We start from the raw sequence: 26,133 nt of genomic DNA, 5'->3' as shown, positions 1-26,133 counted from the left end.
GATCAATGCAATTTGTCGGGCGCGCCACAACACTTCTTGAACTTCAGGCCGCTGCCACAGGGGCACGGGTCGTTACGGCCCGTCGTGTCTTGTGCGCGGATCGGCTCGCGGGGGGCATTGACCACCCGTAGCCAACGCCGCCAGAAGCGGTAATAGTATTGCAGCCCGGCAACCAGGGCGCTGAGCACTTCATCGCGCTCATCCTCAGTGAAGGGGGCTCCGGGGGATTTCTCCCCGCTGTCATAGGCGGAGATCAGGTTGAGAATGGCTATGCATTCCTCATCCTGCTCTAGTGCATCCCAGTGTGCATCTTCCAGCCAGTTCAAGCCATCGCGGAAGCCGCGAGCCCAGCCTTCTGCCAGGGGATGGCCGCTTTCTCCGGGTTCGTCGAGCAGCGGGAAATACATCAGCTCGCTGCCTTCTTCGGTACTCAGGCCGCTCCAATCCTCGCGTAAGCCATTGGCAACGGTGTTCCAGTGGCGCATCAGCAATTCCATGGTCCGGTGGGCATCGTTCTTGGTTTCCCAGAGCGGCTCACCTTCGCCAATCACGATGGGCATCCACTCGCTTGGCATGACAACGGTCGGGCCTGTGATCAGGGAGCAGAACAGGCCATCCAGCTCTTCCAGCGAGCAGGCGTTTTCAAAGGCATCAAGCAGGTGATCCAGTTCTTCAAACTCGGCATCGCTCAGTGGGGCGGTCGGGGTCAAGGATTCCATGTATCGGTCGTCTGTCAGGTTTATTGCTGAAAAAGATCGGTGCTGCTCGAAGGGGGCAGCAGGCCAAAGTGGCGCCAGATTGCGGGGGTAGCCACGCGCCCGCGTGGGGTGCGTTGCAGGTAGCCCTGCTGGATCAGGTAAGGTTCGAGCACGTCTTCAATGGTATCGGGTGCCTCACCAATGGCGGCGGCCAGATTGTCGAGCCCCACCGGGCCACCGCCGAATTTTTCCAGCACTGCGCCCAGAAGCTTGCGGTCCATCAGATCCAGGCCGACCCCGTCCACATCCAGCATGATGAGCGCAGCATCTGCCACGGCGCGGGTGATCTGCCCATTGGCCTTGACCTCGGCATAGTCCCGACAACGGCGCAACAGGCGGTTGGCGATGCGGGGCGTGCCACGGGCCCGACGGGCGATTTCCAGCGCCCCGGCGTCGTCAATCTCTACATTCAGCAGTCGTGCCGAGCGGCTGACGATGAACGCCAGTTCCTCTGCAGTATAGAACTCAAGTCGGGCATTGATGCCGAAGCGGTCGCGCAGCGGATTGGTGAGCATGCCCGCCCGCGTGGTGGCACCCACAAGGGTAAATGGTGGCAGATCCAGCTTGACCGAGCGTGCCGCTGGGCCTTCACCGATCATAATGTCAATCTGGTAATCTTCCAGCGCAGGGTAGAGGATTTCTTCCACCACCGGGCTGAGACGATGGATTTCGTCAATGAACAGCACATCATGCGGTTCCAGATTCGTGAGCATGGCGGCCAAGTCCCCGGCGCGCTCCAGCACCGGGCCGGAAGTCTGGCGCAGATTGACGCCCATTTCGGCCGCCACAATGTGGGCCAGCGTCGTCTTGCCCAAGCCGGGAGGGCCGAAGAGCAGCACGTGATCCAGCGCCTCCCCGCGTTTTTTGGCAGCGTGGATGAAGATCTCCAGCTGTTCACGGATCTTGGCCTGACCCACGTATTCGGCCAGGCGTTTGGGGCGGAGCGCACGCTCGATCTGCTCTTCCTGCGGGCTGGCTTGGCCGGGGGAGATCAGACGGCCGGGCTGAAGCTTGTCGGTCTCGATCATGATGGGCTTACCTTAGCACAGCTGGCGCCATTCGGCGAAGCGCTTGATCCAGACGGAGGAAGGGCCTGCGCGAGGGGATATACTTGATCAAATTGGTGGATGAAGGCTTGTGCCTTCGCCCTACTTGCAACTGGACGTAATCATTTTCGGATAAATCATGGGACTTCTGGGCTGGTTACGCCGCAGTACGCCCAAATTGGGTACAGACGGGTTGTCTGAAGCGCTGGTGCGTGAGGCGACCGACTACGTGGTTCGGATGTGCGACCCCCGGATCGCGTTGCTCGGGCGGTATCGGGAGCGCCTGGCGCCCCCCATGATCTGCGCCTTGCAATTTGTGCAGCAACAGCATGGCCTGCTTGAGCAGCCCGTGCTGGCCAGTCCCGATGCGTGGCCCGGTACGCCGCTGTTGCGGGCGATTTTCGCCAGCCCGGATGACATGCTGCGGGTCTTTAACCAATGCTCCGACCTTGTGGAGTGGCTCAACCGCAATCCCGCCAATGATGAAGCGGTCGTCACCCTGGGTATGGCACTGCGCGAGCAGAAAACCCTGGGCATGGCGATGCAGGGGGATGTGATGCAGCGTGATGTGGTGCAGACCACGCTGAGTTTTTCCGAGCACCGTGCGCGGATTTTCAGCGATTCGCCTGCCACACTCTGGCGTAGTGTCGCCCGTCGGATCGTGGATGAACTGGCTTTCATTGCCCTGTCGCGTTTCGAGGCGGAGCAGACCAGCCGCAAGGAACTCGAAGAAGACCTGGCCCTGCTGCGGGCGAGGTTACGCACCTTTGAGCGGCGCGGCACCGGGATCGACCACCTGGCCGCAGGTTCCAGCGTGCATGCCTCGGTAGAAGGGCGCAAGCTGCTGCATCAACTGGAAGACAATGAACGTCGTCTGGCGCAGATGGGGGCGAGCAGCGATCTGCTGGAACTGCGCCTGAACATGCTCACCGAAACCCTGTTGCAGCCCGAAAAATATGTGCATATCGACAAGCATACGGTGTGTGTCGACAGCATGAACCGGGTGGTGGAAGAAGATCTGCCAGACGGCAACCCGATCAGTTATGTCACCGTCAAGGTTGATCGAACCCCTCCGCTGGAACGGGTGCTGGTGGCCATACGGATACCGCGTGCCATTGTGCAGCCCGTGGGTTTGCGCCTGGATGACGCTGCCAAACTTTTGGGGTGACTTTTTAGGGGGATATTTACCCCGTCTCTGTTTGATGCCTGTCATCAGAGTATGCAACACTGCGAGGCATGCCTCTCCAGGGATAACTATGAAAACTGACCCCACTTTCGATCTGACTCGAATCCTGCTCACGATTCTCTTCGTTGGCCTTTTGATCTTTTTCTCGCTGTGGATCATGCGCCCCTTTTTGCTCTCGATTACCTGGGCATGCATGATCGTGGTGGCGACCTGGCCGGTGTTCCTGATGCTCAAACGCCGCCTGGGCGGGCGCGGCTGGGCCGCAGTGGTGATTTTGACCCTCGGGCAGCTCACCCTCCTGTTCCTCCCTCTGAGCCTGGCAATCGGCACCCTTGTGACCAATGCCGATACCCTGATCGGGTGGGTCGGCACCCTGTCGACCATGCAGATCCCTGCGCCGCCGCAGTGGCTCCAGTCCATTCCCTCGGTGGGCCCCAAGCTGGTTGAACTGTGGCGTCAGACGGCCGAGTCGGGCATCGGGGCCATCGCCGTAAAAGCCGCACCTTATGCCGATGGGTTGGCGCGTTGGTTGGGTGGCAAGGTGGGGGGCTTGGGGATCGTGGCCGTGCAGTTCCTGCTTACTGTTGTCATTTCGGCGGTGATGTACAGCCGCGCTCCTGAACTGGTCACCGCCTTGCGGCGCTTCATGTATCGCCTGGGGGGTGACCGGGGCGAGGATGTACTGATACTCGCTTCGCAAGCCATTCGTGGCGTAGCGATGGGGGTGGGGGTCACCGCCCTGATTCAGGCACTGCTCGCTGGTCTGGGGCTGGCGCTGGCCGGGATTCCGGCGGTTTCCATCCTCACCGCGCTGACCTTCATGCTGTGTATTGCCCAGATTGGCGCACTGCCCGTACTTGTGCCCGCCTGCATCTGGCTCTACTGGAGTGGTCATACCGGTTGGGGCACCTTCATGCTGATCTGGGCACTGGTGGTAGGCAATATCGATGCGGTGCTGCGCCCCATGCTCATCAAACGTGGCGCTGATCTACCGCTGATCCTGATCCTGACCGGCGTGATTGGTGGGCTGATCGGCTTCGGCCTGCTGGGCATCTTCCTCGGCCCCTTGATTCTGGCTATCAGTTTCAGAATGGTCACGGCATGGGTCAATGAAACCCGCCATGCCGCAGAAGACCCCTTGATTCGTGAATAGCATAGGGTCTGGCACAGGCGTCGTGCAATTCTGCGATGCCTACAGACTGGTTGTATTCTTATTTATGGAATAGGCATATGAATGACAAGGCCCAGGCACTATCCCGGAAATTGATCCGCAATTTTAACGAAGCCACGCTGCAACAAGAAGTGCGCGAACCACTGTATGAATCCATGGCGGCGCGTTTGGCTAAGGGGACTGCCGCCCAGAAATTGGGCGCATCCATCGACATCCTGGCGCCGGGCAAACGCTCCTGCCCCTACCATTTCCACCATGCGCAGGAAGAAATGTTCATCATCCTCGAAGGCACAGGCAGCCTGCGTGTAGCGGGAGAAGTGTTGCCGGTACATGCCGGAGACATGGTATTTATCCCGCCCGGCCCGGAGTACCCGCATCAGATCATCAACACCTCAGATCAAGCGCTGAAGTACCTCTCGATCAGCACCATGGATTCGCCTGAAGTGGTTGAATACCCCGATTCCGGCAAATATCTCGCCAAGGTTGATCGTGAAGATACGCGGGCTTTCCAGGCGATTCGGCATCTTGACGACAGCGTGGATTACTGGACTGATGAACCCTGAGGGAGGTTGTTTTCTTGTAGGTGGCTTGGGTCTGTGAATGCTGCTTATAGAGTAAAGCGGAATGACCACAAAATTGAAAAAATACCTCCGTCGTTATACGGATTTGCCGGCTCTTCTTCACATTCTGGAAACGGAGAGTTTGACATTGTTGGACCCTGAGAATTGGGATGACAAAAACGATTCGTACTATCTACGCGAGTACAAAAATCATAAAAAGCTCAAATCATTATTGGCTTTGTGTTTCTCACAGATCTCGGATACTTACCACCACTGGCATGTTTTTGCGAGTGGAACGGCAGGAGTATGCATCGAATTCCATCGAGACAGGTTGTTAGAGCTGGCTGATAGACATGACATTCGATATGGTGATGTTAATTACCTCACTTTGAAAGAAGCAAGGGATGGTCTGTGTTCTCGTATAGCGCTAGATGAACTCCCCTTTATTAAACGTAAAGCATACAAACCGGAAGGGGAGTTTCGACTGATTTGGCAATCCGATAACGAGGAGAAAGCTGCGCATGAATTTCCCATCACTCTTGACTGTATTTATCGGATAACACTTAGCCCTTGGCTTCACACAGCCGTAGCCAGATCAGTCAAGTCTGTTCTAAAGTCTAGAACAGACGTAAAGATTAATATTTACCGCTCTACTTTGATCTCCAATCAAGAATGGAAGCAAATCGGAGATGATTTGCTCAAAGAAAGTGCGCATGATTAGCCCACACAGATTGCAGGCCTATTCTTGTAATGGTTTTTGTGGCTTGCGCCTCACATAAAGAGTCTTGAGCACGCGGGCCACGACTTCGCCTTTGGGGTCGGCGATTTCCACGGAGTAGGTGGGTTCGTATTTGTCGCCCCCTGCGGTGGCGGTGCGGATGTCCTGGACCATCTCTTCGCTGACCCGAAAGGTGGCGCGAACGGTGCCACGTGCGGGGAGCAGGAATTCGATGGCGGAGCTCTTGTCCCAGACCACGTATTCCTTGCCCAGACGGTGCAGGACCAGCAAGGTGTAGAACGGGTCTGTCATGGCGAACAGCGAGCCGCCAAAGTGGGTGCCGAACAGGTTGGTATTCAGAAGCCGTTGGCGCATGCGCACGCGGGCTTCTTGGTAGTCTGGCGAGATATATTCCACATGGATACCGGCGCCGATCATCGGCGGCCACACGTTGAGCATCAGGCGGCTGCACCATGCGGGCATGGCGATGTTGCGCAGAAAACCCTGTTTGAGTTTGGGGCTGAGGCTCATGCCTTGGATAGTAGTTTCAATGCCGCGCGAATGCCGTCGGACACACCGATTTCGGCGGGGAGTTGTTTGAGGCTGCCGAGGGCTTCTTTTTCGTTGTAGCCCAGTGCCAGCAGGGCATGGGCGATATCGGTATGGGCGCCTTGCGGGGCCAGCGCAACGGTGTTGGAGACGGCGGGCAGCGTCTTGGCGAGCTTGTCCTTGAGTTCCAGCAGTAGGCGTTCGGCGGTTTTTTTGCCGATGCCCGGCACGCGGGTCAGTCGCCCGGCTTCTTGCAGGGTGATGGCGCCTGCGAGTTCGGTCACCGACATGCCGGAGAGGATGGCCAGTGCGGTTCGTGCACCAATGCCGGAGACCTTGAGTAGCATGCGGAAGGTGGTGCGTTCATCCTCGGTGGCAAAACCGTAGAGGAAATGGCCGTCTTCACGCACGGCCAAGTGAGTGTGGAGTGCGACCCGTTCGCCCAGGTTGGGCAGCGGGTAGAAAGTGCTCATGGGAACTTCTATGTCATACCCCACACCGTTGACGTCGAGCAGGATCTGGGGCGGGTTCTTTTCAAGCAGGATGCCGTTGAGTCTGCCAATCATGGGGGCTCCAGTTACAAGGCTGTATGTTAATGGCTTAGGGTTAATTGCTTAGGGCGACGAGGACATCCTTGAGCGATTCCACGCAGGCGACGCCGTAGCGGCGGATATCCGGGTCGGGGCGCAGCATGTCAGGCACCATGACGACCGTCATATTCGCCGAGATCGCTGCGCGCACGCCTGCGTTGGAGTCTTCCAGCGCAAGGCATGTGTTCGGTGCCACGCCGAGGCGGGCGGCGGCCACTTCAAAAATGTCCGGGGCGGGTTTGCCACGGATGACTTCGTCACCACAGGCCAGGGCCTTGAAGTTTGCTAACAGTTGGCTGCGTGCCAGCTTGGCTTCGGCGCGTTTGCGGTGGGTGGAGGTGGCGACGGCACAGGGGATCTCCATCAGGCGCAGGCGCTCGATCAGTTCGCGCACAAAAGGTTTGAGCGGGATGCCGTTGAGAATGGCTTGCTCGTAGAGTTCGCCAAAGCGATCCCGCAGGGCGTCGACCGGGTAATCGTCGCCATAGGTGGTGCACAGCATGGCGTCAGAATCCTGGGGGGTGAGCCCTACCATGCGCAGGCCGATTTCTTCGCTCCAAGGCGCGCCGATATCGTGTGCCGCCTGGGCAAAGTGGGCCAGTGCGATGCGCTCGGAGTCGAGCAACAAGCCATCCATGTCAAAAATGACCGCTTGTGGCCGTGGCAGATGCAGCACCATGGTGGAATCCTGTTCAATCCATTGCAACCCATCATTACATCACGACAGGCTGGACAATGCCACCCACTGGCGCTAACCGGGCAAGCCGGATGGGGATAGAGACGGCCCCGTCCGGCTGTTGTGCCCTTTTCAGAATCTGTTCATGATCTTACTGCGAGGCTGTGATCGGGGCTCATGTGCTGCTCGAAATCCTCATTTATCCACATAAACTCCGGTTTCTGCGCTGCTCTTCATCCCGCTGACAGCCTCTCGCTACAGATCGTGAACAGGTTTTCAGGTGCTGGAGGAGAGTTTGAAATACAGCAGGTTGGTGCGCTCCAGCACTTCCAGGATGTTTTCCGCCGTGGTGGCCACGTTGTAGTCAAGATCAGTGGAACTCTTATGGCTTTGGCTTACTGCGTCGTCAAAATAGGGCCATTGTGTGGCGCCCAGTTGCAGCAGGAACTTGATTTCCGTGGTGTTCTCCGGCGCCTTGGCGAGAAAGGTGGCGTTGTCGATGAACTCCTTGCGGGCATCGTTGATTTCGCGGCTGGCTTCTTCTGCGCTCTGGCCCAGGGCGCGCAAGAAGTAGTTTTTGGCGATGCGTTGTGAGAGGTAGCACTGCTTGCCCGAGCGGTCGACCAGTTGCCCGATCGGTGAGCCGCTCAGGAACTGGGCCGATGCACCAGTGCTCTGGTTGATCAGGCGGGAGAGATCCTCGCATTGGCTACAGATGTCGGGCAGGGCTTTTTCTGTGGGGGCCTTGGCAATATCCACATGAAGTTTGGCCCAGGCCTTGGAGATCTTGTCCAGAACTGCGGTGACCTGATAGTTGGTCGAACCCATGCCGCTGGCGGCTGATTTGTGCGTGGTATGCAGGGTGTCGAAGCGGCTGATGGCTTCCTGTATCAGCCGCTTGGCATCGGTGGTCCGAGCGCCGACCAGAATCTGTGCGTACAGCTTGGTCATGCGCTGGATCAGGGTGCGCTGGCGCACGGCGAGATTGATCAGGTCGATCTGGGTGAGTGCAGGGCCTGCGGGTGCCGAGGTCGCAGCGGCGGGTGCTGCATGGGCCAGCGTGCTGCCGAGAAGCAGGGCGGCACCGCCCAGCAGGCACAGGACGCGGCGGCGTTGGAAATCCGGGCATACGCGGACGGAATCCGTGATCATGGTGTCTCCTCCTGAGAAACGAGCTGCTTATAGTGTTTTTGCTCTGAGCCTGTCATGCCATCTGGCGCGCAAGCTTTCTACATGCACCTGTGTGTGGGGTGCTTTTGCTGCTTCAAGCATTTTGATGCGCAGCACTGGGGATTACCCCTAATGCCGAACATCGGGAAATGCTTGAAAACGTTTTCTCGCGTTTATTCTACACCTTGGGCAAGCACTTATCCTTACATGGAAGCCTGCCCTTATGTATCAGGTCACAGTTCAGGAGAAGAAAGATCGGCTCTGGCCGATGGCGTGGGGCGCAGCCAAAGGAGGAGGGGAAACCCTAGAGCTCCGATGTGAAACCAAATTCAATTGGCGCCTTGATGTAGAAGAGCTTGAGTTTCTCTTCACGCAGGCGTGCGAACAGACGCGCAGAATCCGCCTCGCTCAATGCCATGGTGATTTCGATGGGTTGGTCCGCCAGCTCAAAGAAATGTGCCGAATGCAGGGTGCGGTGCTTGCCGAAGCCTTCGCTGGCGGCAATCATCGTTGCACCCCCCACCCCCAGCCGCTGTGCTTCCTGAATCAGCCATTCACCCAGCGGGTGCCCTGCATGTTTGCGATTCTGCTCGGTAAAGAATGTGAGTTGAAAGCCTTGCATGCCATGCTCCTCATGCCTTGAGCAAACTGATGGTTGCCATCCCTGCCAGTGTCATCATCAACGAGCCGATCACATGTACCGATACGGCTGCCCCAGCCCAGAGCAGGCGCCCTTGTTGGAGCAGGGTGGTGACTTCTGCCGAGAAGGTGGAAAACGTTGTCAGCCCGCCCAGGAATCCGGTAATTACAAACAAGCGCCATTCGGGGGCCAGACTGGGGTGCTGACCGAAAAAGGCGACTGCCAGACCGATCAGATATCCCCCAATCAGGTTGGCCGCCAGGGTTCCGGGTGGAATCGAAGGGAACAGCGCATTGAGTGATGTACCTAATATCCAGCGTAGCACAGCGCCCAGGGAGGCACCGAGGCTGATGGCGAGAATGGAGTTGAACATGGGGGAATCCGGGTGAATCAGTTGATGCGCAAGGATACCCGCAACCCCGTTTGTGGCGAAAGTGCAGGTGGTGGGTGTAGAGGCAAAAAAACGCCCCCGTTTCCGGAGGCGTTTGGCAGGAGAAGTCCGGCGAGCCGGACTGTCGCGTTGGCTTAGTAGTGGTAGGCCGATTCGCCGTGGCTGGAGATGTCCAGACCTTCGCGTTCTTCCTCTTCCGGCACACGCAGACCGATGAACATATCGACCAGCTTGTAGGCGATGAAGGAGACGATACCGGACCACAGAATCGTGGTGATGACAGCGGTGCCTTGGCTCATCAGTTGAGCGGAGGTGGAGTATTCCCCCACCTTGTTGGCCACGTAGTCATACACACCGGTGCCGCCCAGATCGGGGTTGGCGAACACGCCGGTCAGCATGGCACCGAGGATACCGCCCACGCCGTGGACACCGAACACGTCCAGTGCGTCATCTGCACCGAGCAGCTTCTTCAGACCATTCACACCCCACAGGCAGATGCAGCCAGCCAGCAGACCGATCACCAGACCACCGCCGATGCCGACATAGCCGCAGGCCGGGGTGATGGCAACCAGACCCGCCACTGCACCAGACGCTGCACCCAGCATGGAGGGCTTGCCCTTGATGATCCATTCAGCAAACAGCCAGGAGAGTGTGGCACCAGCCGTAGCCGTCATCGTGGTGCCGAAGGCGAGTGCTGCACCACCGTTGGCTTCCAGAGCGGAACCCGCGTTGAAGCCGAACCAGCCGATCCACAGCAGGGAGGCACCGATCATGGTCATCGTCAGGCTGTGCGGCGCCATCGATTCACGACCGTAACCAATCCGCTTGCCAACCATGAAGGCACCGACCAAACCTGCTACAGCAGCGTTGATGTGCACCACGGTACCACCGGCGAAGTCGATCGCACCCTTCTGGAACAGGAAGCCCGCCGTAGCGTTGGCCGCATCACCCGCAGCTGCGCTGGTGTAGGCATCCGGACCCGCCCAGAACCAGACCATGTGTGCAATGGGCAGGTAGGAGAACGTGAACCACAGGAAGATGAACATCAGTACGGCAGAGAACTTCATGCGTTCAGCAAAGGCACCCAGGATCAATGCTGGCGTAATCGCAGCAAAGGTGGCTTGGAAGAACACATAGATCAGTTCTGGGATATATACACCCTTGCTGAACGTGCCCGCGCCAGAGTCAACCGTGATGCCCTTGAGCAGAATCTTGTCGAAGCTGCCAAAGAAGGCGCCCAGGCTGCCGTGTCCTTCGGTAAAGGCGATGCTGTAGCCATACAGGACCCACAGCACGATACACAGCGAGAACACGACGAAACATTGGATCAGGATCGACAGCATGTTCTTGGAGCGGACCAGACCACCGTAGAACAGGGCTAGCGCCGGGATGGTCATCATGGCGACCAGCAGGGTGGCCACAATCATCCAGGCTGTGTCGCCCTTGTTGGGGGCCGGCGTGGCTGCCGCCGGGGCAGAGGCGGCTTCAGCAGGTGCCGCAGCGGCCGGGGCGGAGGCATCCACTGCAGCAGGGGCTGCTACGGCAGGTGCCGAGGCAGCGGTGGCCGCAGCAGGCGCACTGGCGTCATCTGCAAACGCCGCGCCGGAGAACGCCACGGTCAAGGCCGTAAGCGCGATGGCGAGAAACTTTTTCATAATTCCAGGCTCCCGATGGATCAAAGGGCTTCCGAACCGGTTTCGCCGGTACGAATGCGGATGGCTTGCAACAGGTCGAAAACAAAAATTTTGCCGTCGCCGATCTTGCCGGTGTTGGCGGACTTCTCGATAGCCTCGATTACCTGATCAACCAGGCTGTCGTCGATCGCCACTTCGATCTTCACCTTGGGGAGAAAATCGACCACATACTCGGCACCGCGATACAGCTCGGTGTGGCCCTTTTGGCGCCCGAAGCCCTTGACCTCGGTCACCGTCACGCCTTGCACCCCGATGGCCGACAAGGCTTCACGCACCTCGTCGAGCTTGAAGGGCTTGATGATGGCTGTTACGAATTTCATGAAAATCTCCTGTTCATATAAGGGGCCTTGCAGCCCCGCCGCATGCGCTCAGAACGATTTGCCTACAGACAAAACCAGTGTGTTGCTGCCCGTCTTCTTGCAGTGGGAGCTGTCACCCACGTCGCAGGTGGTATAGACCTCATCCCGGGCATTGGTGCCGACGACTGCTGCACCCAACTGCCAGCCAGACAGGTCATAGGTCACGCCAGCCTTCCAGTCCGTGTATGCCATCTTGGTGTAGTGTCTGACACTCTGATGACCCAAATGGGCATTGAAGGTGAGCTTGTCGATCAGCGGGATGTTGGCGCTCAGATCCAGGTAACCGGAACCCTTGGAATCCCCGCTGCCGAAGGCGCCAGCCGTTTCGGTCTTGGTCCCGAAGAAATTGGTGACGGCATGCGAATACTTCAGCGAGGCCCACTTGTAGGTCAGTGCGCCATAGGCTTCCAGCGTGTTGTATTTGGTTTTGCCGTTATCGTTGTAATGGGCGCTCGGGTAGTAGTAGTACAGGGCGCCAACGTCATAGCCGAAGTCGCCTACGATGGTGCCGCGATAGCCGCCATACATGTCCCATTCAAGCGAGGCACCATTGGTGTAGGAATTACCGCTGACGCTGGACATCCAGGTTCCCAGATAGGCGCCACTGGAATGCGTGAAATCAATCCCGCCTTGCACGGCAGGTTGTTTGTAGCTTTGCGAAATGCCACGGAAACGATAGTCCGACACAATGCTGAAGTTACCCGTGATCGGGCTCGGTGCGGCTGCTTCTTCCGCAATGGCGGGGATGGAGACCAACATGGCGATCAGGGAGACTGCAATCGTGTTGAGGCGCATCTGAATGACTCCTATGGAACGAGGGTGGGGTGCCTGGGTATTAGCTGGAATCGTGCCAGTGTCTGAAAATCTTTTTGTCACAAAGACTTATCTGCGTTTGGCAGGGGGGCGGCGGGGAGTGGCGCACGTTTCGTGCGCATGAAAAGCCGGGCATGCACTCCGAGCGTGCATTGCTTTGGTGCATCGTGTCTGCACATGCCGCTATGCTAGACTCACTGAATTGGCGTCCAGGCATGTGGTGCCCGGCGCACGTGCATTTAAGGAGATATGACCATGGTAAGCCCCGTTTCCCCCGCCAAGATTTTCGAAGAGCTTGGCAACAAAGTATCCGAGCTGCTTGCCACGACTCCGGCCAAGGACATGGAAAAAAACATCAAGGCCATGCTCTCAGGCGCTTTTGCCAAGCTGGATCTGGTGAGCAGGGAAGAATTCGAAGTACAGCGCGAGCTGCTGGCACGCACCCGTGAGCGGCTTGAGGCGCTGGAGAAAAAGCTTGCCGAGGCGGAGAAGCACACCGGCGGCGGAGACTGAACTTGAGTCTGGCGCTGATCAAAAGCCGCGCCCTGGCAGGCATGGAGGCGCCCGAGGTGATCGTGGAGGTGCACCTTGCCAATGGCCTGCCCGCCGTATCGCTGGTAGGTCTGCCAGATACTGAAGTCAAAGAGGCGCGTGACCGCGTGCGGGCCGCGCTGCAGACCTGCCAGTTTGAGTTTCCCAACCAGCGCATCACCGTCAATCTCGCACCAGCCGATCTGCCCAAGGAAAGCGGGCGCTTTGATCTGCCGATTGCCTTGGGGATTCTCGCTGCCTCTGCCCAGGTCAAGACAGAAGCGCTGGCGGAATATGAATTGGCGGGCGAACTCTCTCTCACCGGGGAATTGCGCCCGGTGCGTGGCGCCTTGGCCATGGCCTGCCATGCGGCGCGCAGTGGCCGAACCCTGATTCTGCCCGTCGATAATGCCCCTGAAGCGGCCTTGGTCAAAGGGGTGAGCGTGTTGCCCGCGCGCAACCTGCTCGAAGTGGTTGCGCACCTGAATGGGCATTCCGCGTTGCAGCCCTATTCTGGTGCCCCAATGCAGGGCATGCAGCATTATCCTGATCTACAAGATGTAAAAGGGCAGGTACAAGTCAAACGCATGCTGGAGGTTGCCGCCACCGGCCTGCATTCCCTGCTGCTCTACGGCCCGCCGGGTACGGGCAAATCCATGCTGGCCAGCCGTTTGCCGGGTATTTTGCCTCCCTTGGGGGATGCGGAAGCGCTGGAGAGCGCTGCTGTCCAGTCTCTGGAGGGGCGTTTTGACCCGGCTAGGTTTGCGCAACGCCCCTTCCGCAGTCCGCACCACTCTGCATCCGCCCCCGCGCTGGTAGGCGGCGGCATGAATCCCCGGCCAGGGGAGATCAGTCTGGCGCACCACGGCGTTTTGTTTCTGGACGAATTACCGGAATTTGACCGCAGAGTGCTCGAAGCCCTGCGCGAGCCCTTGGAAACCGGGCATATCACCGTTTCGCGCGCCGCACAGCGGGCCGATTTTCCGGCGCGGTTCCAGTTCGTGGCGGCGATGAATCCCTGCCCTTGTGGCTATCTGGGCCATCCCAAGCGGGCTTGTCGATGCACGCCGGATCAGATTGCGCGTTATCGTGGCAAGCTTTCTGGCCCTCTGCTTGATCGGATTGACCTGTCTATCGAAGTCGGGGCCTTGTCAGTGGATGAATTGCAGGGGGCGCCCGCCGGGGAGTCCTCTGCCCAGGTGCGGGCCCGCGTGGTGGCCGCCCAGCAATACCAGCAAGCGCGCCAAGGCAAGCTCAATGCGCACCTGGATGCAGCGGATATCGAGCGCTTCTGCCCCATGGATGAGCAGGCCAAGGCACTGCTCAAACGGGCAATCGAGCGCCTGGGGCTGTCGGCGCGGGCCTATCACCGTACCCTCAAGGTGGCACGGTCCGTGGCAGATTTGGCACTATCGGAAACAATTGGTGCCGCACATGTGGCCGAGGCGATACAGTATCGTCGTGGTCTGCCGGGCGAATCGGGGAGATAGGGCCTTGAAAGACTCTTACAATCCCTATGCACCGCCTCGGGTTGAGGTGAATGACTGCCGCAGTCAAAGGGTGTTGGCGGGATGGCAAGATTCTGGTGATTGCAAGGGAATCCGCCCTGCCTCATCGCTGCATCAAATGTAATGCGCCCGTGGCAGAGGGCACCAAGGTCCGCAATGTATATTGGCACCACCCGGCTTTGTATTTGCTGATTCTGTTGCAGGTTTTGATTTACGCCCTGGTGGCTGTGCTGGTGCGCAAAAAGGCACGCATTACCTTTTCGCTCTGCGCCGAACACCGGGGCAAGTACTGGAAGGGGCTGGCCGTGGGCTGGATCGGAACCCTGGCCGGGATTGGCGTGACCATCCATGGCGTTACAGGGGATCAGGTCTGGACGACGGTGGAGGGCAGTGTGTTGCTGTTGGTCTCCGTGGTGATTGGCATCGGATGGACGCGGCTGCTCTCACCCCAGCGGATCGACGAGGATTATGTGCGCCTGCGTGGTTGCGGCCGAGCGTTTCTGGATAGTCTGCCTGATTATTCCCGCTGAATAATCGGGTGGTGATGTGCAGGTGGGGCGGGTACGGCCAGCGTGCTGCCCCATGAATCTGGTAGTGGTATCTTTGTTGCTTGGCCTGTTTCCGGGAGGCTCGGCGCAAGATCCGCCTTGACACCGGTTGACTGCCCGGATGATTGATGATGCTAAGAGGTGCTCCATGAGCAAGGAAAACGAGCGTGAAGTGAATTCTCCCCGTCCCCTGAGTGTCGATCCTGAGGATCTGGCGCACGAGATCGTGGAGAAGATGGCTCACACCATCGGCAAGGATCTCAAGATTGCGCAGAAGGAAGACTGGCTGGCGGCTACCATCATGGTGGTGCGTGACCATGTGATCAATCGCTGGGTCACCAGCAAGCGCGAAGCCTACAAGGCCGAATCCAAGCGGGTGTATTACCTCTCGCTGGAATTTTTGATCGGGCGCCTGCTGCGTGACGCGATGTGCAACCTCGGGCTGACTGTACCGATGACCGATGCACTCAAGCGCCTGGGGCTCGATATCGATGTGCTTGCCGAACTCGAACCCGATGCAGCACTGGGCAATGGTGGCCTGGGGCGGCTGGCTGCCTGCTTCATGGAAAGCATGGCCACGGTCGGGATTCCTGCATATGGCTACGGCATACGCTATGATCATGGCCTGTTCCGTCAGCACATTGTCGACGGCTGGCAGAAAGAAACCCCGGAGACCTGGCTGGAGCATGGGAACCACTGGGAAGTGCCACGTTACGAGGAAACCTTCGAGATCTGCTTTGGCGGTTCCACCGGTACCGAGCGCAGGCAGGTACACGGGGCGGAACGCCCGGTGGATATCTGGAAGCCAGCCGAAAAAATCATGGCCTTTGCCTATGACATGCCAATTCCAGGCTGGCGCGCCGAACGCGTCAATACCCTGCGGCTGTGGAAGTCTCGTGCGGTCAACCCCATCCAGCTCGACGCCTTCAATTCCGGCGATTACGCCGGCGCCTTGCATGATAGCAATCAGGCCGATCTGCTCACCCGGGTGCTGTACCCCTCGGATTCCACCCCGGCCGGGCAGGAACTGCGTCTGCGCCAGGAATACTTCTTTACCTCTGCCTCGCTGCAAGACATTCTGCGCCGCCACCTGCTGCAATATGGCAGCGTGCTGTATCTGGCCGACAAGGTGGCCATCCAGCTCAACGATACCCATCCGGCCATCGCCGTGGCCGAGTTGATGCGCCTGCTCTGCGACGAATACCACATCAACTGGGAAGATGCCTGGCGAATTACGCGGGATACCATCTCCTATACCAACCACACCCTGCTGCCCGAGGCGCTGGAAGCGTGGCCGGTGCATTTGTTTGAGCGCCTGCTGCCCCGCCATCTGCAAATCATCTACGCGATCAACGAAGAGTTGATGATCGAGGCGCGCGCCAAGTCGGCCAGTGAGGCGATCATTTCCTCCGTGTCCCTCATCGATGAACATTGGGGGCGGCGTGTGCGCATGGGCAATCTGGCCTTTGCTGGCAGCCACAGCATCAATGGGGTGTCTGCGCTACATACCGATCTGATGAAGATCAGCGTCTTCAAGGATCTGAACGGGCTTTTCCCCGGGCGCATCAACAACAAGACCAACGGGATCGCCTTCCGCCGCTGGCTCTACCAGTGCAACCCTGGGCTGACCGGGCTTTTGCAGGAAGTGCTGGGCGACAAGGTGCTGGATCACCCCGAGGAGCTTGAAGGGCTGGTGAAGCTCGCCAAGGATGCCGCCTTCCAAGAGCGGTTTGCCCAGATCAAGCTGGAAAACAAGCAAAAACTGGCTCATCTGATTGCGGATCGCCTCGGCATCCGTAGCGATCCGCACTCCTTGTTCGACGCACAGATCAAGCGTATCCACGAATACAAACGCCAACTGCTGAACATCCTGGAAACTGTTTCGCTCTACCTGTCTATCCGGGAGCAGCCCACGAAAGACTGGGTGCCACGCGTCAAGATTTTCGCCGGTAAGTCCGCTGCCAGCTACTGGCATGCCAAACTCACCATCAAGCTGATCAATGATGTGGCGCACACGATCAACAGTGACCCGAGCGTGCGCGGTCTGTTGAAAGTGGTATTTCTGCCCAACTACAACGTCAGTCTGGCCGAGACCATCATCCCGGCTGCCGACCTTTCCGAACAAATCTCTACCGCCGGGATGGAGGCATCAGGGACGGGCAATATGAAGTTCGCCCTCAATGGCGCCCTGACGATTGGCACGCTGGATGGTGCCAATGTGGAAATCCGTGATCGTGTTGGGGAAGAGAACATCGTGATCTTCGGGCTGACGGCCGAGGAAGTGGAACTACGCCGCTCCCAGGGGCATACGCCACAGGCAATCATTGAAAAATCTGCTTTGCTGCGCGAAGCCATTGAAGCGGTGAGCAACGGCACCTTCTCGCCTGACGACGTCAACCGCTTCCGCCCCTTGATGGACGGGCTGTGGCATAGCGACTGGTTCATGCTGACGGCTGACTTTGAGGATTATGCAGCAGCCCAGCGTCGCGTGGACACGCTGTGGCATGATCGCCACGCCTGGGTGGAAAAAACCATTCTTAACACTGCAAACATGGCCTGGTTCTCTTCCGACCGCACTATCCGGGAGTATGCTCGGGATATATGGGGTGTGTCGACCAAACAAGGATAAGAACCAATGACCAAGGTTGCATGGCGTGCGAATGAGCACGACGTAACAAACGTAGTCACAGGGCGCCATACAGACCCTTTTGCCATTCTCGGCGTCCATCAGTGTGGCCTGCAGTGGGTGGCACGCTGCTTCATTCCAGGGGCAGAGGCGGTTGAAGCCTTCTCAATGGCGGGCCAGTCGCTCGGGCGGCTGGCGCTGCGCCATGAGGAAGGCTTTTTTGAAGGCTTGGTGACGGTTACCCGCCAGGGGCTCATCCGTTATGCCGTCAGCAATGCCGGTGGCCAGTGGAGTGTGCTGGACCCCTACGCTTGTGGCCCCGTCTTGGGGCCGATGGACGACTACTATTCTGCCGAAGGTTCGCACCTGCGTCTGTATGACAAGCTGGGTGCCCACATTCTGCAGCATGAAGGGGTGAGTGGCACGCATTTTTCAGTTTGGGCACCGAACGCTTCGCGGGTGTCGGTGATCGGGGATTTCAATGCCTGGGATGGTCGTCGTCATGCCATGCGCAAACGCCAGGATTCCGGCGTGTGGGAAATCTTCCTCCCCGGTGTGGACGAGGGCGCACTCTACAAGTTCGAGATTCTCGATGGCGCCGGGCATTTGCTCCCACTGAAGAGCGATCCCTTCGGCTTCGCTGCCGAACTGCGCCCCAATACCGCCTCAAGGGTGAGGAATATCCACACCTTCACCTGGAGCGATGAAGCCTATCTGGCGCAACGCGCCCAGCGCGATGCACGGCGCAGCCCGATGAGCATTTACGAAGTGCATGCCGGTTCCTGGCAACGCCATGCCGATGGCCGCTTCCTGAGCTACGATGAGCTGGCCGAGCGCCTTGTGCCCTACGTGTGCGAGCTGGGCTTCACGCATATTGAGTTCCTGCCGGTTACCGAGCACCCTTTCGATCCTTCCTGGGGCTATCAACCCACCGGCTTGTACGCGCCAACCTCGCGCTTTGGCGACGCCGCAGGGTTTGCGCGCTTCGTCAATACGGCCCACCTGCATGGCATCGGGGTGATTCTGGATTGGGTGCCTGCGCACTTCCCCACGGATGCACACGGCCTGTCGCGCTTCGATGGCACGGCGCTCTACGAGCATCAAGACCCGCGCCTGGGCTACCACCCGGACTGGAACACCGCCATCTACAACTTCGGGCGTCGGGAGGTGGCCAACTACCTCATCAACAACGCCCTGTTCTGGCTGGAGCATTACCACCTGGATGGGCTGCGCGTGGATGCGGTGGCCTCCATGCTCTACCTGGATTATTCGCGCAAGGAAGGCGAATGGCTCCCCAATATCCATGGTGGGCGGGAGAACCTTGAAGCCATCGATTTCCTGCGTCGCATGAACAAGGTGGCCTACGGCAAGCAAGCCGGGATTGTCACCATAGCCGAGGAATCCACGGCTTGGCCGGGGGTCTCCAAACCCGTGCACGAAGGTGGCCTGGGCTTTGGCTTCAAGTGGAACATGGGTTTCATGCACGATACCCTGGGCTACCTTGCGCGTGATCCGGTACATCGCAAGCACCACCACAACGAACTGACTTTTGGCCTGCTGTATGCCTTCACGGAGAATTTCGTTCTGCCGCTCTCGCATGACGAAGTCGTACATGGCAAAGGTTCGCTGCTCAACAAGATGGCTGGAGATGATTGGCAGAAATTTGCCACGCTGCGTGCCTATTACGCCTTCATGTGGGCCTACCCGGGCAAGAAGCTCCTGTTCATGGGGCAGGAAATGGCACCGTGGACCGAGTGGAGCGAGGCGCGCAGCCTCGATTGGCACCTGCTGGATCATGCGCCCCACTCAGGGATGCGTGCGCTGGTGACCCGCCTCAATGCACTGTATCAACAGACGCCGGCGCTTCATGCCCGCGATTGCGAGGGCGAAGGGTTTGAGTGGCTCATCGTGGATGACAAGGAAAACTCCGTCCTTGCTTGGCAACGCAATGCGGGAGATGGGCGAGGTGCAGTGGTTGTGGTGGTGAACTTCACCCCCGTGCCACGCGATGGCTATGTCATTCCCCTGCCACAAGCCGGCTATTGGCGCGAGGTACTCAACACCAACGCGCAGGAATACTGGGGCGAGGGGCGAGGCAATCTGGGTGGCATACATGCTACAGAACCCGGCACGCACGGCAAGCCAGCCAGTGCGCGCATCTGCCTGCCGCCGCTGGCAACTTTGTACTTTGTACGCGAAGAAGGCTGAATCACTTATCGGCCCAGGTGAATAGATAAAACAGAATTTGCGAGGAGACAGACCATGACAGTAAATAAGAGAAAACACGGCCCACTTGCGCGTGACGCCATGGCCTACGTGTTGGCAGGCGGGCGCGGCAGCCGCCTGATGGAGCTGACGGACAAGCGGGCCAAGCCTGCGGTCTATTTTGGCGGCAAGTCACGGATTATTGATTTTGCATTGTCAAATGCCATGAACTCCGGCATCCGCCGTATGGCGGTTGCCACCCAATACATGGCCCACAGCCTGATCCGCCATCTGCAGCGTGGCTGGAACTTCATGCGCCCGGAGCGTAACGAGAGCTTCGACATCCTGCCAGCCAGCCAGCGCCTCACGGAAGGCAACTGGTATGCCGGCACGACGGATGCGGTCTATCAGAATCTGGACACCATCGAGTTTGCCGACACCGAGTACATCGTGGTGCTGGCCGGTGACCACATCTACAAGATGGACTACGAACTCATGCTGCAGCAGCACGTGGACAGTGGCGCCGACGTTACCGTGGGCTGCCTGGAGATCCCGCGCAAGGACGGCACTGAATTCGGCATCATGAATGTGGGTGAAAATGACCTCATCATAGATTTTGTGGAAAAGCCAGCCGACCCGCCACCCATGCCCGGCAACCCGGACAAGTGTCTGGCCTCGATGGGGATCTATGTGTTTCAGACTAAATTCCTGGTGGAGCAACTGCGCCGCGATGCGGCTGACCCCAATTCCTCGCGGGACTTTGGCAAGGATCTGATTCCCTATCTGGTCAAGAACGGCAAGGCCGTCGCACACCGTTTCTCATCTTCCTGCGTGCGCTCCAGCCTTGAGGGCAAGGCCTACTGGCGCGATGTGGGGACGCTGGACGCCTATTGGGAGGCCAACATTGACCTCACCGATGTGGTACCTGCACTGGACCTGTATGACAATGAGTGGCCGATCTGGACCTACGGCGAAGTGGTGCCGCCCGCCAAATTTGTGCATGACACCGAAGGCCGCCGTGGCCAGGCCATCACCTCGCTGATTTCCGGTGGGTGCATCATCTCAGGTTCATTATTGCGGCGTACCCTGCTGTTTACCGGCGTGCGCGTCAATTCCTACGGTACGCTGGAAGAAGCGGTGATCCTGCCGTTTGCCAACATTGGGCGTAATGCGCGCCTGTCCCGCGTGATTATTGATCGCGGGGTCACCATCCCTGAAGGTCTTGTGGTGGGCGAAGATCCCGAGTACGACGCCAAGCGTTTCCGCCGTACCGAAAATGGTGTGTGTCTCATCACCCAGCCGATGATTGAAAGGTTGCAGAATGAGTGAAATCAAGGTTCTTGCCGTTACTCCGGAAATCTTTCCACTGATCAAGACAGGTGGGCTGGCGGATGTCACCGGCGCACTACCCGGTGTGCTGGCCGATCACGGCGTGGCGGTACGAACTCTGATTCCAGGCTACCCCAAGGTACTCGAAGCCATCGTGGAGGGGCAGGAGGTCTACCACTTTCCCCACCTCTTCGGTGGTGCTGCTAACCTGATCGCCACGAAAATTGCCGGGCTGGATCTGCTGGTGCTGGATGCGCCACACCTGTTCCGCCGCCCCGGCAACCCCTACCTGGGTCCGGATGGCAAGGATTGGCCAGACAATCCACAGCGCTTTGCCGCCCTGGCTTGCGTGGCCAGTGAGGTAGGGCGAGGCGTGCTTGAAGGCTACCAGCCTGACATCGTGCACGCACACGACTGGCAGGCGGCCCTGGCCCCCGTATACCTTTATTTCAACGGCCATCGCGTCAAATCGGTGGTCACCGTGCATAACCTTGCCTTCCAGGGGCAGTTCCCCGCTTCTGAATTTGCCATGCTTGGCCTGCCTGTGGATGCTTTTAGCATGCACGGGGTCGAATACTATGGTGGCGTGGGTTATCTGAAAGGCGGCTTGGCCTGCGCGGATGCCATCACCACGGTGAGCCCCACCTATGCCGAAGAAATCTGCACGCATGCCTTCGGCATGGGCATGCAGGGCTTGTTGCGCTCACGTCACGAACTGCTGCACGGCATCGTCAATGGTATCGATACCAAGGTATGGAATCCCGCAATAGACGACGCATTGGCCCATTGCTACGATATCCGTTCTCTGGGGCGGCGCCTGTTCAACAAGCGCGCAATCGAGAAGCGGTTCAATCTGCAGGAAGACGATGGCCTGCTGTATTGCGTCGTCAGCCGTCTGACTTGGCAGAAGGGCCTGGATATCCTGGTCAGCAACCTGGATGCCCTGGTCGCCTCCGGTGCGCGCTTGGCGCTGCTGGGTTCAGGGGACGCCGAACTGGAGCAACAGTTCCACGATGCCTGCTTGCGGCATCCCGGACGGATCGGAGTGGTCACCGGGTATGACGAAGCTTTGTCCCATCTGCTGATGGGCGGCTCGGACGCCATTCTGGTGCCCTCGCGGTTTGAGCCTTGCGGGCTTACACAGCTCTATGCCCTGCGCTATGGTTGCGTGCCCGTGGTGGCGCGTACCGGCGGGCTGGCCGATACCATTGTGGACGCCAATCAGGCCGCACTTGCCGCTGGTGCGGCAACCGGGGTGATGTTCCAGTCGGCAGATGGCGCAGCGCTCAACGCAGCGCTGGAGCGCACTGCCCGGCTGTATGCTGATCGCAAGCTGTGGGCTGCCCTCCAGAGAGCAGGCATGAAAACCGACGTATCGTGGGACGCCAGTGCGACACGGTACGCAGCACTGTATCTGGAACTCGTTGAAGGACAATCAACATGAGCAAGGTAGTACCCACCACCGCCTTTGAAGGGCAGAAACCCGGCACGTCCGGCCTGCGCAAGAAGGTTACGGTATTTCAGCAGCCCAATTATGCGGAAAACTTCATCCAGTCGATTTTCGACTCGCTGGAAGGTTTCGCCGGGCAAACCCTGGTCATCGGTGGCGATGGCCGTTTCTACAACAGTCAGGTCATTCAGACCGCCATCCGCATTGCTGCTGCAAACGGCTTCGGGCGCGTGCTGGTAGGCCGTGGCGGCCTGCTGTCGACGCCTGCCGCCTCGAACGTGATCCGCCAATACAAGGCCTTCGGCGGCATCATCCTGTCCGCCAGCCACAACCCCGGCGGCCCGGATGGCGACTTCGGCATCAAGTACAACATCAGCAATGGTGGCCCGGCGCCGGAAAAAATCACCAACGCGATCTTCGAGCACAGCAAGAAGATCACCCAGTACCGCATCGCCGAAGCTGCCGATATCGACCTGAACACCCTGGGCAAGAGCACGGTTGAAGGCATGGCGGTCGAGGTGATCGACCCCGTTGCCGATTATGCCAAATTGATGCAGCGCCTGTTTGATTTCGACGCCATCCGTGCGCTGTTCCAGTCTGGCTTCCGCATGCGCTTTGACGCCATGCATGCGATTACCGGCCCCTATGCGCATGAAATTCTTGAAGGCATCCTCGGCGCCCCTGCAGGCACCGTGGTCAACGGCACCCCGCTGCCGGATTTCGGCGGTCACCATCCCGACCCCAATCTGGTTCATGCCAAGGAACTGTATGACCTCATGATGTCGCCGCAGGCGCCTGATCTGGGCGCTGCTTCGGATGGTGATGGGGATCGCAACCTCATCATCGGCCGCAACATCTTCGTCAATCCTTCCGATTCGTTAGCTCTCCTGGCCGCAAACGCCCATCTCGCCCCTGGCTATGCCAAAGGCTTGGTTGGCATCGCCCGCTCCATGCCCACCAGTGCTGCTGCAGACCGCGTGGCGCAACGTCTGGGCATCGGTTGTTATGAGACCCCCACCGGCTGGAAGTTCTTCGGCAATCTGCTGGATGCCGATAAGGCCACCATCTGTGGTGAAGAGAGTGCAGGCACCGGCTCCAACCATGTGCGCGAAAAAGATGGTTTGTGGGCCGTACTGCTGTGGCTGAATATCCTCGCTGTGCGCCGTGAAAGCGTTGAAACCATCGTCAAGGCCCATTGGGCAAGCTATGGCCGCAACTACTATTCGCGCCACGACTATGAGGAAGTGGATGCCGACGGCGCCAATCTTCTCATGAAAGGGCTGCGTGACCGCTTTGCCACCCTGCCGGGGTCGCATGGCATCGTGGCGGTGGATGATTTTGCGTATGACGATCCCATTGATGGTTCGCGCACCGAAGGCCAAGGCATCCGCCTGATGTTTGGCGAAGGCACGCGCATCGTCTTCCGGCTGTCTGGCACCGGCACTTCCGGCGCAACGCTGCGTGTCTATATCGAGCGTTACGAAGCCGATCCGGCCAAGCATGATCTCGACCCGCAAGTTGCGCTGGCCGACCTCATTGCGCTGGCTGATTCCATCGCAGGGATCAAGCAACACACCGGCCGTGTCACGCCGGATGTGATTACCTGATCAGCATGGATACGCAGTCGGTCGGATTCGGACTGCCGCACCCGCTTGGCGTGAGTGTGCATGAAGACGGCATCAACATCGCTGTCGTCTCGCGCCACGCTGAGCGGATCGTGTTCTGTCTGTTTGACGATACTGGCCAGCGTGAAATCGCCCGCCTGCCCCTGCCGGGGCGGTTAGGCGAAGTGCACCACGGCTTTATCCGTGGCGTGACACTTGGTACACGCTATGGCTTGCGGGCCGACGGCCCCTGGCTGCCCGATCAGGGCCATCGTTTCGATCCCGCCAAGCTCCTGGTGGACCCCTATGCCAAAAGCCTGGATCGGCCTTTTGCATGGCACGCAGAATTGGCAACGGTGCGCGCCGCAGCGGTGGATACCGCAGCCTGGGTACCCAAGGCGATTGTCTCAGCTGCGCTGCCTGTCGCCGTTCGGCCACCGCCGCGCAAACCCGGCCTGATCTACGAAGTCTCCGTCCGCAGCTTCACGCGCCGCCACGCCGGGATTCCCGCTCATTTGCGTGGTACCGTGGCCGCGCTCGGCCATCCCGAAGCCATTGCGCATCTGCAGCGTATTGGTGCCGATACGGTGGAACTGATGCCCCTGATGGCCTGGATTGACGAACGCCATCTGCATTCACTGGGCTTGCACAACGCCTGGGGCTACAACCCCATCTGCTTCATGGCGCCGGACCCACGTCTGGCACCTGGGGGCATTGCGGAAATCAGAGATGCCATCGCAGCCTTGCATGCCGAAGGCATTCAGGTGATTCTTGATGTGGTGTTCAACCATACGGGCGAGAGCGACAAATTCGGCGCCTGCTTGAGTCTGCGCGGGTTGGATAATGCCCTGTACTATCGCCACACCTCAAGCGGTGTGCTCGTCAATGATACGGGCTGCGGCAACACCCTGGCACTGGACCAGACCCCCGCCATCCTCTTGGTGATGGATGCGCTGCGTTATTGGGTGCAGGCTGCTGGCGTAGATGGCTTCCGCTTTGATCTAGCCCCCGTGCTCGGGCGCATGAATCACGGCTTTGATCCGCAAGCCCCACTGCTCGCAGCGATCCGCCAAGATCCTTTGCTCTCATCCGTCATCATGATTGCCGAACCCTGGGACATTGGCCCCGGCGGCTATCAGCTTGGTGCCTTTCCCGCACGCTGGCACGAGTGGAACGACCGCTACCGCGACGAAGTGCGCCGCTTCTGGCGTGGGGACTTCGGCATGGTTGGCGCACTGGCCACGCGTTTGGCCGGGTCTTCGGATATTTTCCACGGCAACTACCGGCGGCCTTCCGCTAGCGTCAATTTCATCGCCGCGCACGATGGATTCAGCCTGCGTGACATGGTGTCCTACAGCAGCAAACACAATCATGCCAATGGCGAAAACAACCGCGATGGCAAAGAACATGAAGTCGCATGGAATAATGGGGTAGAAGGCGAAACGCCTGATCCGGCCATCCGTGCCCGCCGCCGTAGCGATATTCGCGCACTGCTGGCCACGCTGATCCTCTCACGCGGCACCCCAATGCTCACTGCCGGGGACGAATTTGGCCGCACCCAGCACGGTAACAACAACGCCTACGCCCAGGACAACGAGATGACCTGGCTGGATTGGGAGCATGCCGATTACGCGCTCTGCGATTTTGTTGCCCAGGTCTTGCGCCTGCGCCACAGCCACCCCGCACTTTCAGCCGACGTGTTCCTCAAAGGCCGTGCCGACGATGCGGGTGACATGCCCGATGCCATCTGGCTGAATCCCGACGCACAAGCCATGAGCGAAGAGGACTGGTGCAAGCACGGCCTGCAACAACTCGGCTTGCTCCTGTACCGCGAAGGCGAGCGCATCCTGCTCTGGTTCAACGCCTCCGAACTCGGCCTGCCACTGCGCCTCCCCGCAACCCGCCCCGCCTGCCGCTGGCAGCGCGAACTCTGCTCCAGTGAATCAGCGGCTGAAAATATGCTGCCGGGGCGCTGCGTGATGGTGTTTGTGGAAGTTTTTCAAAAATAACC

At 59.1% G+C, this 26,133-nt stretch carries 24 protein-coding genes; 13 read left to right on the top strand and 11 right to left on the bottom strand.

The genetic code is table 11. The features are described 5' to 3' along the window. Positions 1-2: 2 nt before the first annotated feature. Positions 3-719 carry a UPF0149 family protein gene (locus tag B145_RS0100240; protein ID WP_018604370.1) on the bottom strand — a complete coding sequence of 239 codons (717 nt, stop codon included), beginning with the start codon at positions 717-719 and terminating at the stop codon, positions 3-5. Between the two features lie 20 nt (positions 720-739). Beyond that, positions 740-1,786: a Holliday junction branch migration DNA helicase RuvB gene (ruvB, locus tag B145_RS0100235; RefSeq protein ID WP_018604369.1), complete on the bottom strand. Its 1,047-nt coding sequence runs from the start codon at positions 1,784-1,786 to the stop codon at positions 740-742. A gap of 157 nt (positions 1,787-1,943) precedes the next feature. On the opposite strand from ruvB, the gene B145_RS0100230 reads away from it, so the two are divergent. The 4 genes from B145_RS0100230 to B145_RS0100215 all read left to right on the top strand — a co-directional run bounded on the left by B145_RS0100230 (position 1,944) and on the right by B145_RS0100215 (position 5,442). Continuing rightward, positions 1,944-2,972: a hypothetical protein gene (locus tag B145_RS0100230; protein WP_018604368.1), complete on the top strand. Its 1,029-nt coding sequence runs from the start codon at positions 1,944-1,946 to the stop codon at positions 2,970-2,972. Between the two features lie 88 nt (positions 2,973-3,060). Further along, positions 3,061-4,143, top strand: a complete 1,083-nt coding sequence (ydiK, locus tag B145_RS0100225; RefSeq protein WP_018604367.1) for an AI-2E family transporter YdiK — start codon at positions 3,061-3,063, stop codon at positions 4,141-4,143. Positions 4,144-4,220: 77 nt separating this feature from the next. Further along, on the top strand, positions 4,221-4,724 hold the full coding sequence (locus B145_RS0100220; RefSeq protein WP_018604366.1) for a cupin domain-containing protein: 504 nt from the start codon (positions 4,221-4,223) through the stop codon (positions 4,722-4,724). 61 nt (positions 4,725-4,785) lie between these two features. Then, complete coding sequence (locus B145_RS0100215; RefSeq protein ID WP_018604365.1) at positions 4,786-5,442, top strand: hypothetical protein; 657 nt, start codon at positions 4,786-4,788, stop codon at positions 5,440-5,442. Between the two features lie 18 nt (positions 5,443-5,460). On the opposite strand, the gene B145_RS0100210 is transcribed toward B145_RS0100215, so the two are convergent. The 9 genes from B145_RS0100210 to B145_RS0100170 all read right to left on the bottom strand — a co-directional run bounded on the left by B145_RS0100210 (position 5,461) and on the right by B145_RS0100170 (position 12,303). Then, a complete protein-coding gene (locus tag B145_RS0100210; RefSeq protein WP_018604364.1) occupies positions 5,461-5,970 on the bottom strand; it encodes a DUF4442 domain-containing protein in 510 nt (169 codons plus the stop codon). Then, positions 5,967-6,554, bottom strand: coding sequence for a Holliday junction branch migration protein RuvA (gene ruvA / locus B145_RS0100205; RefSeq protein WP_018604363.1), 588 nt, complete (start codon positions 6,552-6,554; stop codon positions 5,967-5,969). The genes B145_RS0100210 and ruvA overlap by 4 nt, the downstream gene beginning before the upstream one ends. A gap of 40 nt (positions 6,555-6,594) precedes the next feature. After that, positions 6,595-7,257, bottom strand: coding sequence for an HAD family hydrolase (locus tag B145_RS0100200; protein WP_026258680.1), 663 nt, complete (start codon positions 7,255-7,257; stop codon positions 6,595-6,597). A gap of 273 nt (positions 7,258-7,530) precedes the next feature. After that, positions 7,531-8,406 carry a type IV pili methyl-accepting chemotaxis transducer N-terminal domain-containing protein gene (locus tag B145_RS0100195; RefSeq protein WP_018604361.1) on the bottom strand — a complete coding sequence of 292 codons (876 nt, stop codon included), beginning with the start codon at positions 8,404-8,406 and terminating at the stop codon, positions 7,531-7,533. A 322-nt stretch (positions 8,407-8,728) separates the two neighbouring features. Further along, positions 8,729-9,046 carry a DUF190 domain-containing protein gene (locus tag B145_RS0100190; RefSeq protein ID WP_018604360.1) on the bottom strand — a complete coding sequence of 106 codons (318 nt, stop codon included), beginning with the start codon at positions 9,044-9,046 and terminating at the stop codon, positions 8,729-8,731. 10 nt (positions 9,047-9,056) lie between these two features. Continuing rightward, positions 9,057-9,437, bottom strand: coding sequence for a fluoride efflux transporter CrcB (gene crcB, locus B145_RS0100185; protein WP_018604359.1), 381 nt, complete (start codon positions 9,435-9,437; stop codon positions 9,057-9,059). A gap of 152 nt (positions 9,438-9,589) precedes the next feature. Beyond that, the gene (locus tag B145_RS0100180; RefSeq protein WP_018604358.1) at positions 9,590-11,110 is read right to left on the bottom strand and encodes an ammonium transporter; all 1,521 of its coding nucleotides are present in this window, start codon (positions 11,108-11,110) and stop codon (positions 9,590-9,592) included. A 20-nt stretch (positions 11,111-11,130) separates the two neighbouring features. After that, positions 11,131-11,469, bottom strand: a complete 339-nt coding sequence (glnK, locus tag B145_RS0100175) for a P-II family nitrogen regulator (RefSeq protein WP_018604357.1) — start codon at positions 11,467-11,469, stop codon at positions 11,131-11,133. A gap of 48 nt (positions 11,470-11,517) precedes the next feature. Further along, positions 11,518-12,303, bottom strand: a complete 786-nt coding sequence (locus B145_RS0100170; protein WP_018604356.1) for a TorF family putative porin — start codon at positions 12,301-12,303, stop codon at positions 11,518-11,520. Between the two features lie 267 nt (positions 12,304-12,570). Here B145_RS0100170 and B145_RS0100165 point away from each other — a divergent pair, with 267 nt between their 5' ends. The 9 genes from B145_RS0100165 to glgX all read left to right on the top strand — a co-directional run bounded on the left by B145_RS0100165 (position 12,571) and on the right by glgX (position 26,131). Then, positions 12,571-12,834 carry an accessory factor UbiK family protein gene (locus B145_RS0100165; RefSeq protein ID WP_018604355.1) on the top strand — a complete coding sequence of 88 codons (264 nt, stop codon included), beginning with the start codon at positions 12,571-12,573 and terminating at the stop codon, positions 12,832-12,834. A gap of 2 nt (positions 12,835-12,836) precedes the next feature. Continuing rightward, positions 12,837-14,342, top strand: a complete 1,506-nt coding sequence (locus tag B145_RS0100160) for a YifB family Mg chelatase-like AAA ATPase (protein WP_018604354.1) — start codon at positions 12,837-12,839, stop codon at positions 14,340-14,342. Between the two features lie 50 nt (positions 14,343-14,392). Beyond that, positions 14,393-14,890 carry a hypothetical protein gene (locus B145_RS0100155; RefSeq protein WP_018604353.1) on the top strand — a complete coding sequence of 166 codons (498 nt, stop codon included), beginning with the start codon at positions 14,393-14,395 and terminating at the stop codon, positions 14,888-14,890. A 166-nt stretch (positions 14,891-15,056) separates the two neighbouring features. Further along, positions 15,057-17,537, top strand: coding sequence for a glycogen/starch/alpha-glucan phosphorylase (locus B145_RS0100150; RefSeq protein WP_018604352.1), 2,481 nt, complete (start codon positions 15,057-15,059; stop codon positions 17,535-17,537). Positions 17,538-17,543: 6 nt separating this feature from the next. Beyond that, positions 17,544-19,742 (top strand): 1,4-alpha-glucan branching protein GlgB, encoded by a 2,199-nt coding sequence (glgB, locus tag B145_RS0100145; RefSeq protein WP_018604351.1) that lies wholly within the window; start codon positions 17,544-17,546, stop codon positions 19,740-19,742. A 54-nt stretch (positions 19,743-19,796) separates the two neighbouring features. Continuing rightward, positions 19,797-21,068, top strand: coding sequence for a glucose-1-phosphate adenylyltransferase (glgC, locus tag B145_RS0100140; RefSeq protein WP_018604350.1), 1,272 nt, complete (start codon positions 19,797-19,799; stop codon positions 21,066-21,068). Beyond that, the gene (glgA, locus tag B145_RS0100135; protein WP_018604349.1) at positions 21,061-22,512 is read left to right on the top strand and encodes a glycogen synthase GlgA; all 1,452 of its coding nucleotides are present in this window, start codon (positions 21,061-21,063) and stop codon (positions 22,510-22,512) included. The genes glgC and glgA overlap by 8 nt, the downstream gene beginning before the upstream one ends. Next, positions 22,509-24,125: an alpha-D-glucose phosphate-specific phosphoglucomutase gene (locus B145_RS0100130; protein WP_018604348.1), complete on the top strand. Its 1,617-nt coding sequence runs from the start codon at positions 22,509-22,511 to the stop codon at positions 24,123-24,125. The genes glgA and B145_RS0100130 overlap by 4 nt, the downstream gene beginning before the upstream one ends. Positions 24,126-24,130: 5 nt before the next feature. Continuing rightward, a complete protein-coding gene (gene glgX / locus B145_RS0100125) occupies positions 24,131-26,131 on the top strand; it encodes a glycogen debranching protein GlgX (RefSeq protein ID WP_018604347.1) in 2,001 nt (666 codons plus the stop codon). Positions 26,132-26,133: the final 2 nt, after the last annotated feature.

Source organism: Uliginosibacterium gangwonense DSM 18521, assembly GCF_000373965.1.
GTDB classification, from domain to species: domain Bacteria; phylum Pseudomonadota; class Gammaproteobacteria; order Burkholderiales; family Rhodocyclaceae; genus Uliginosibacterium; species Uliginosibacterium gangwonense.
This window is presented reverse-complemented; position numbering and strand designations above follow the sequence as displayed.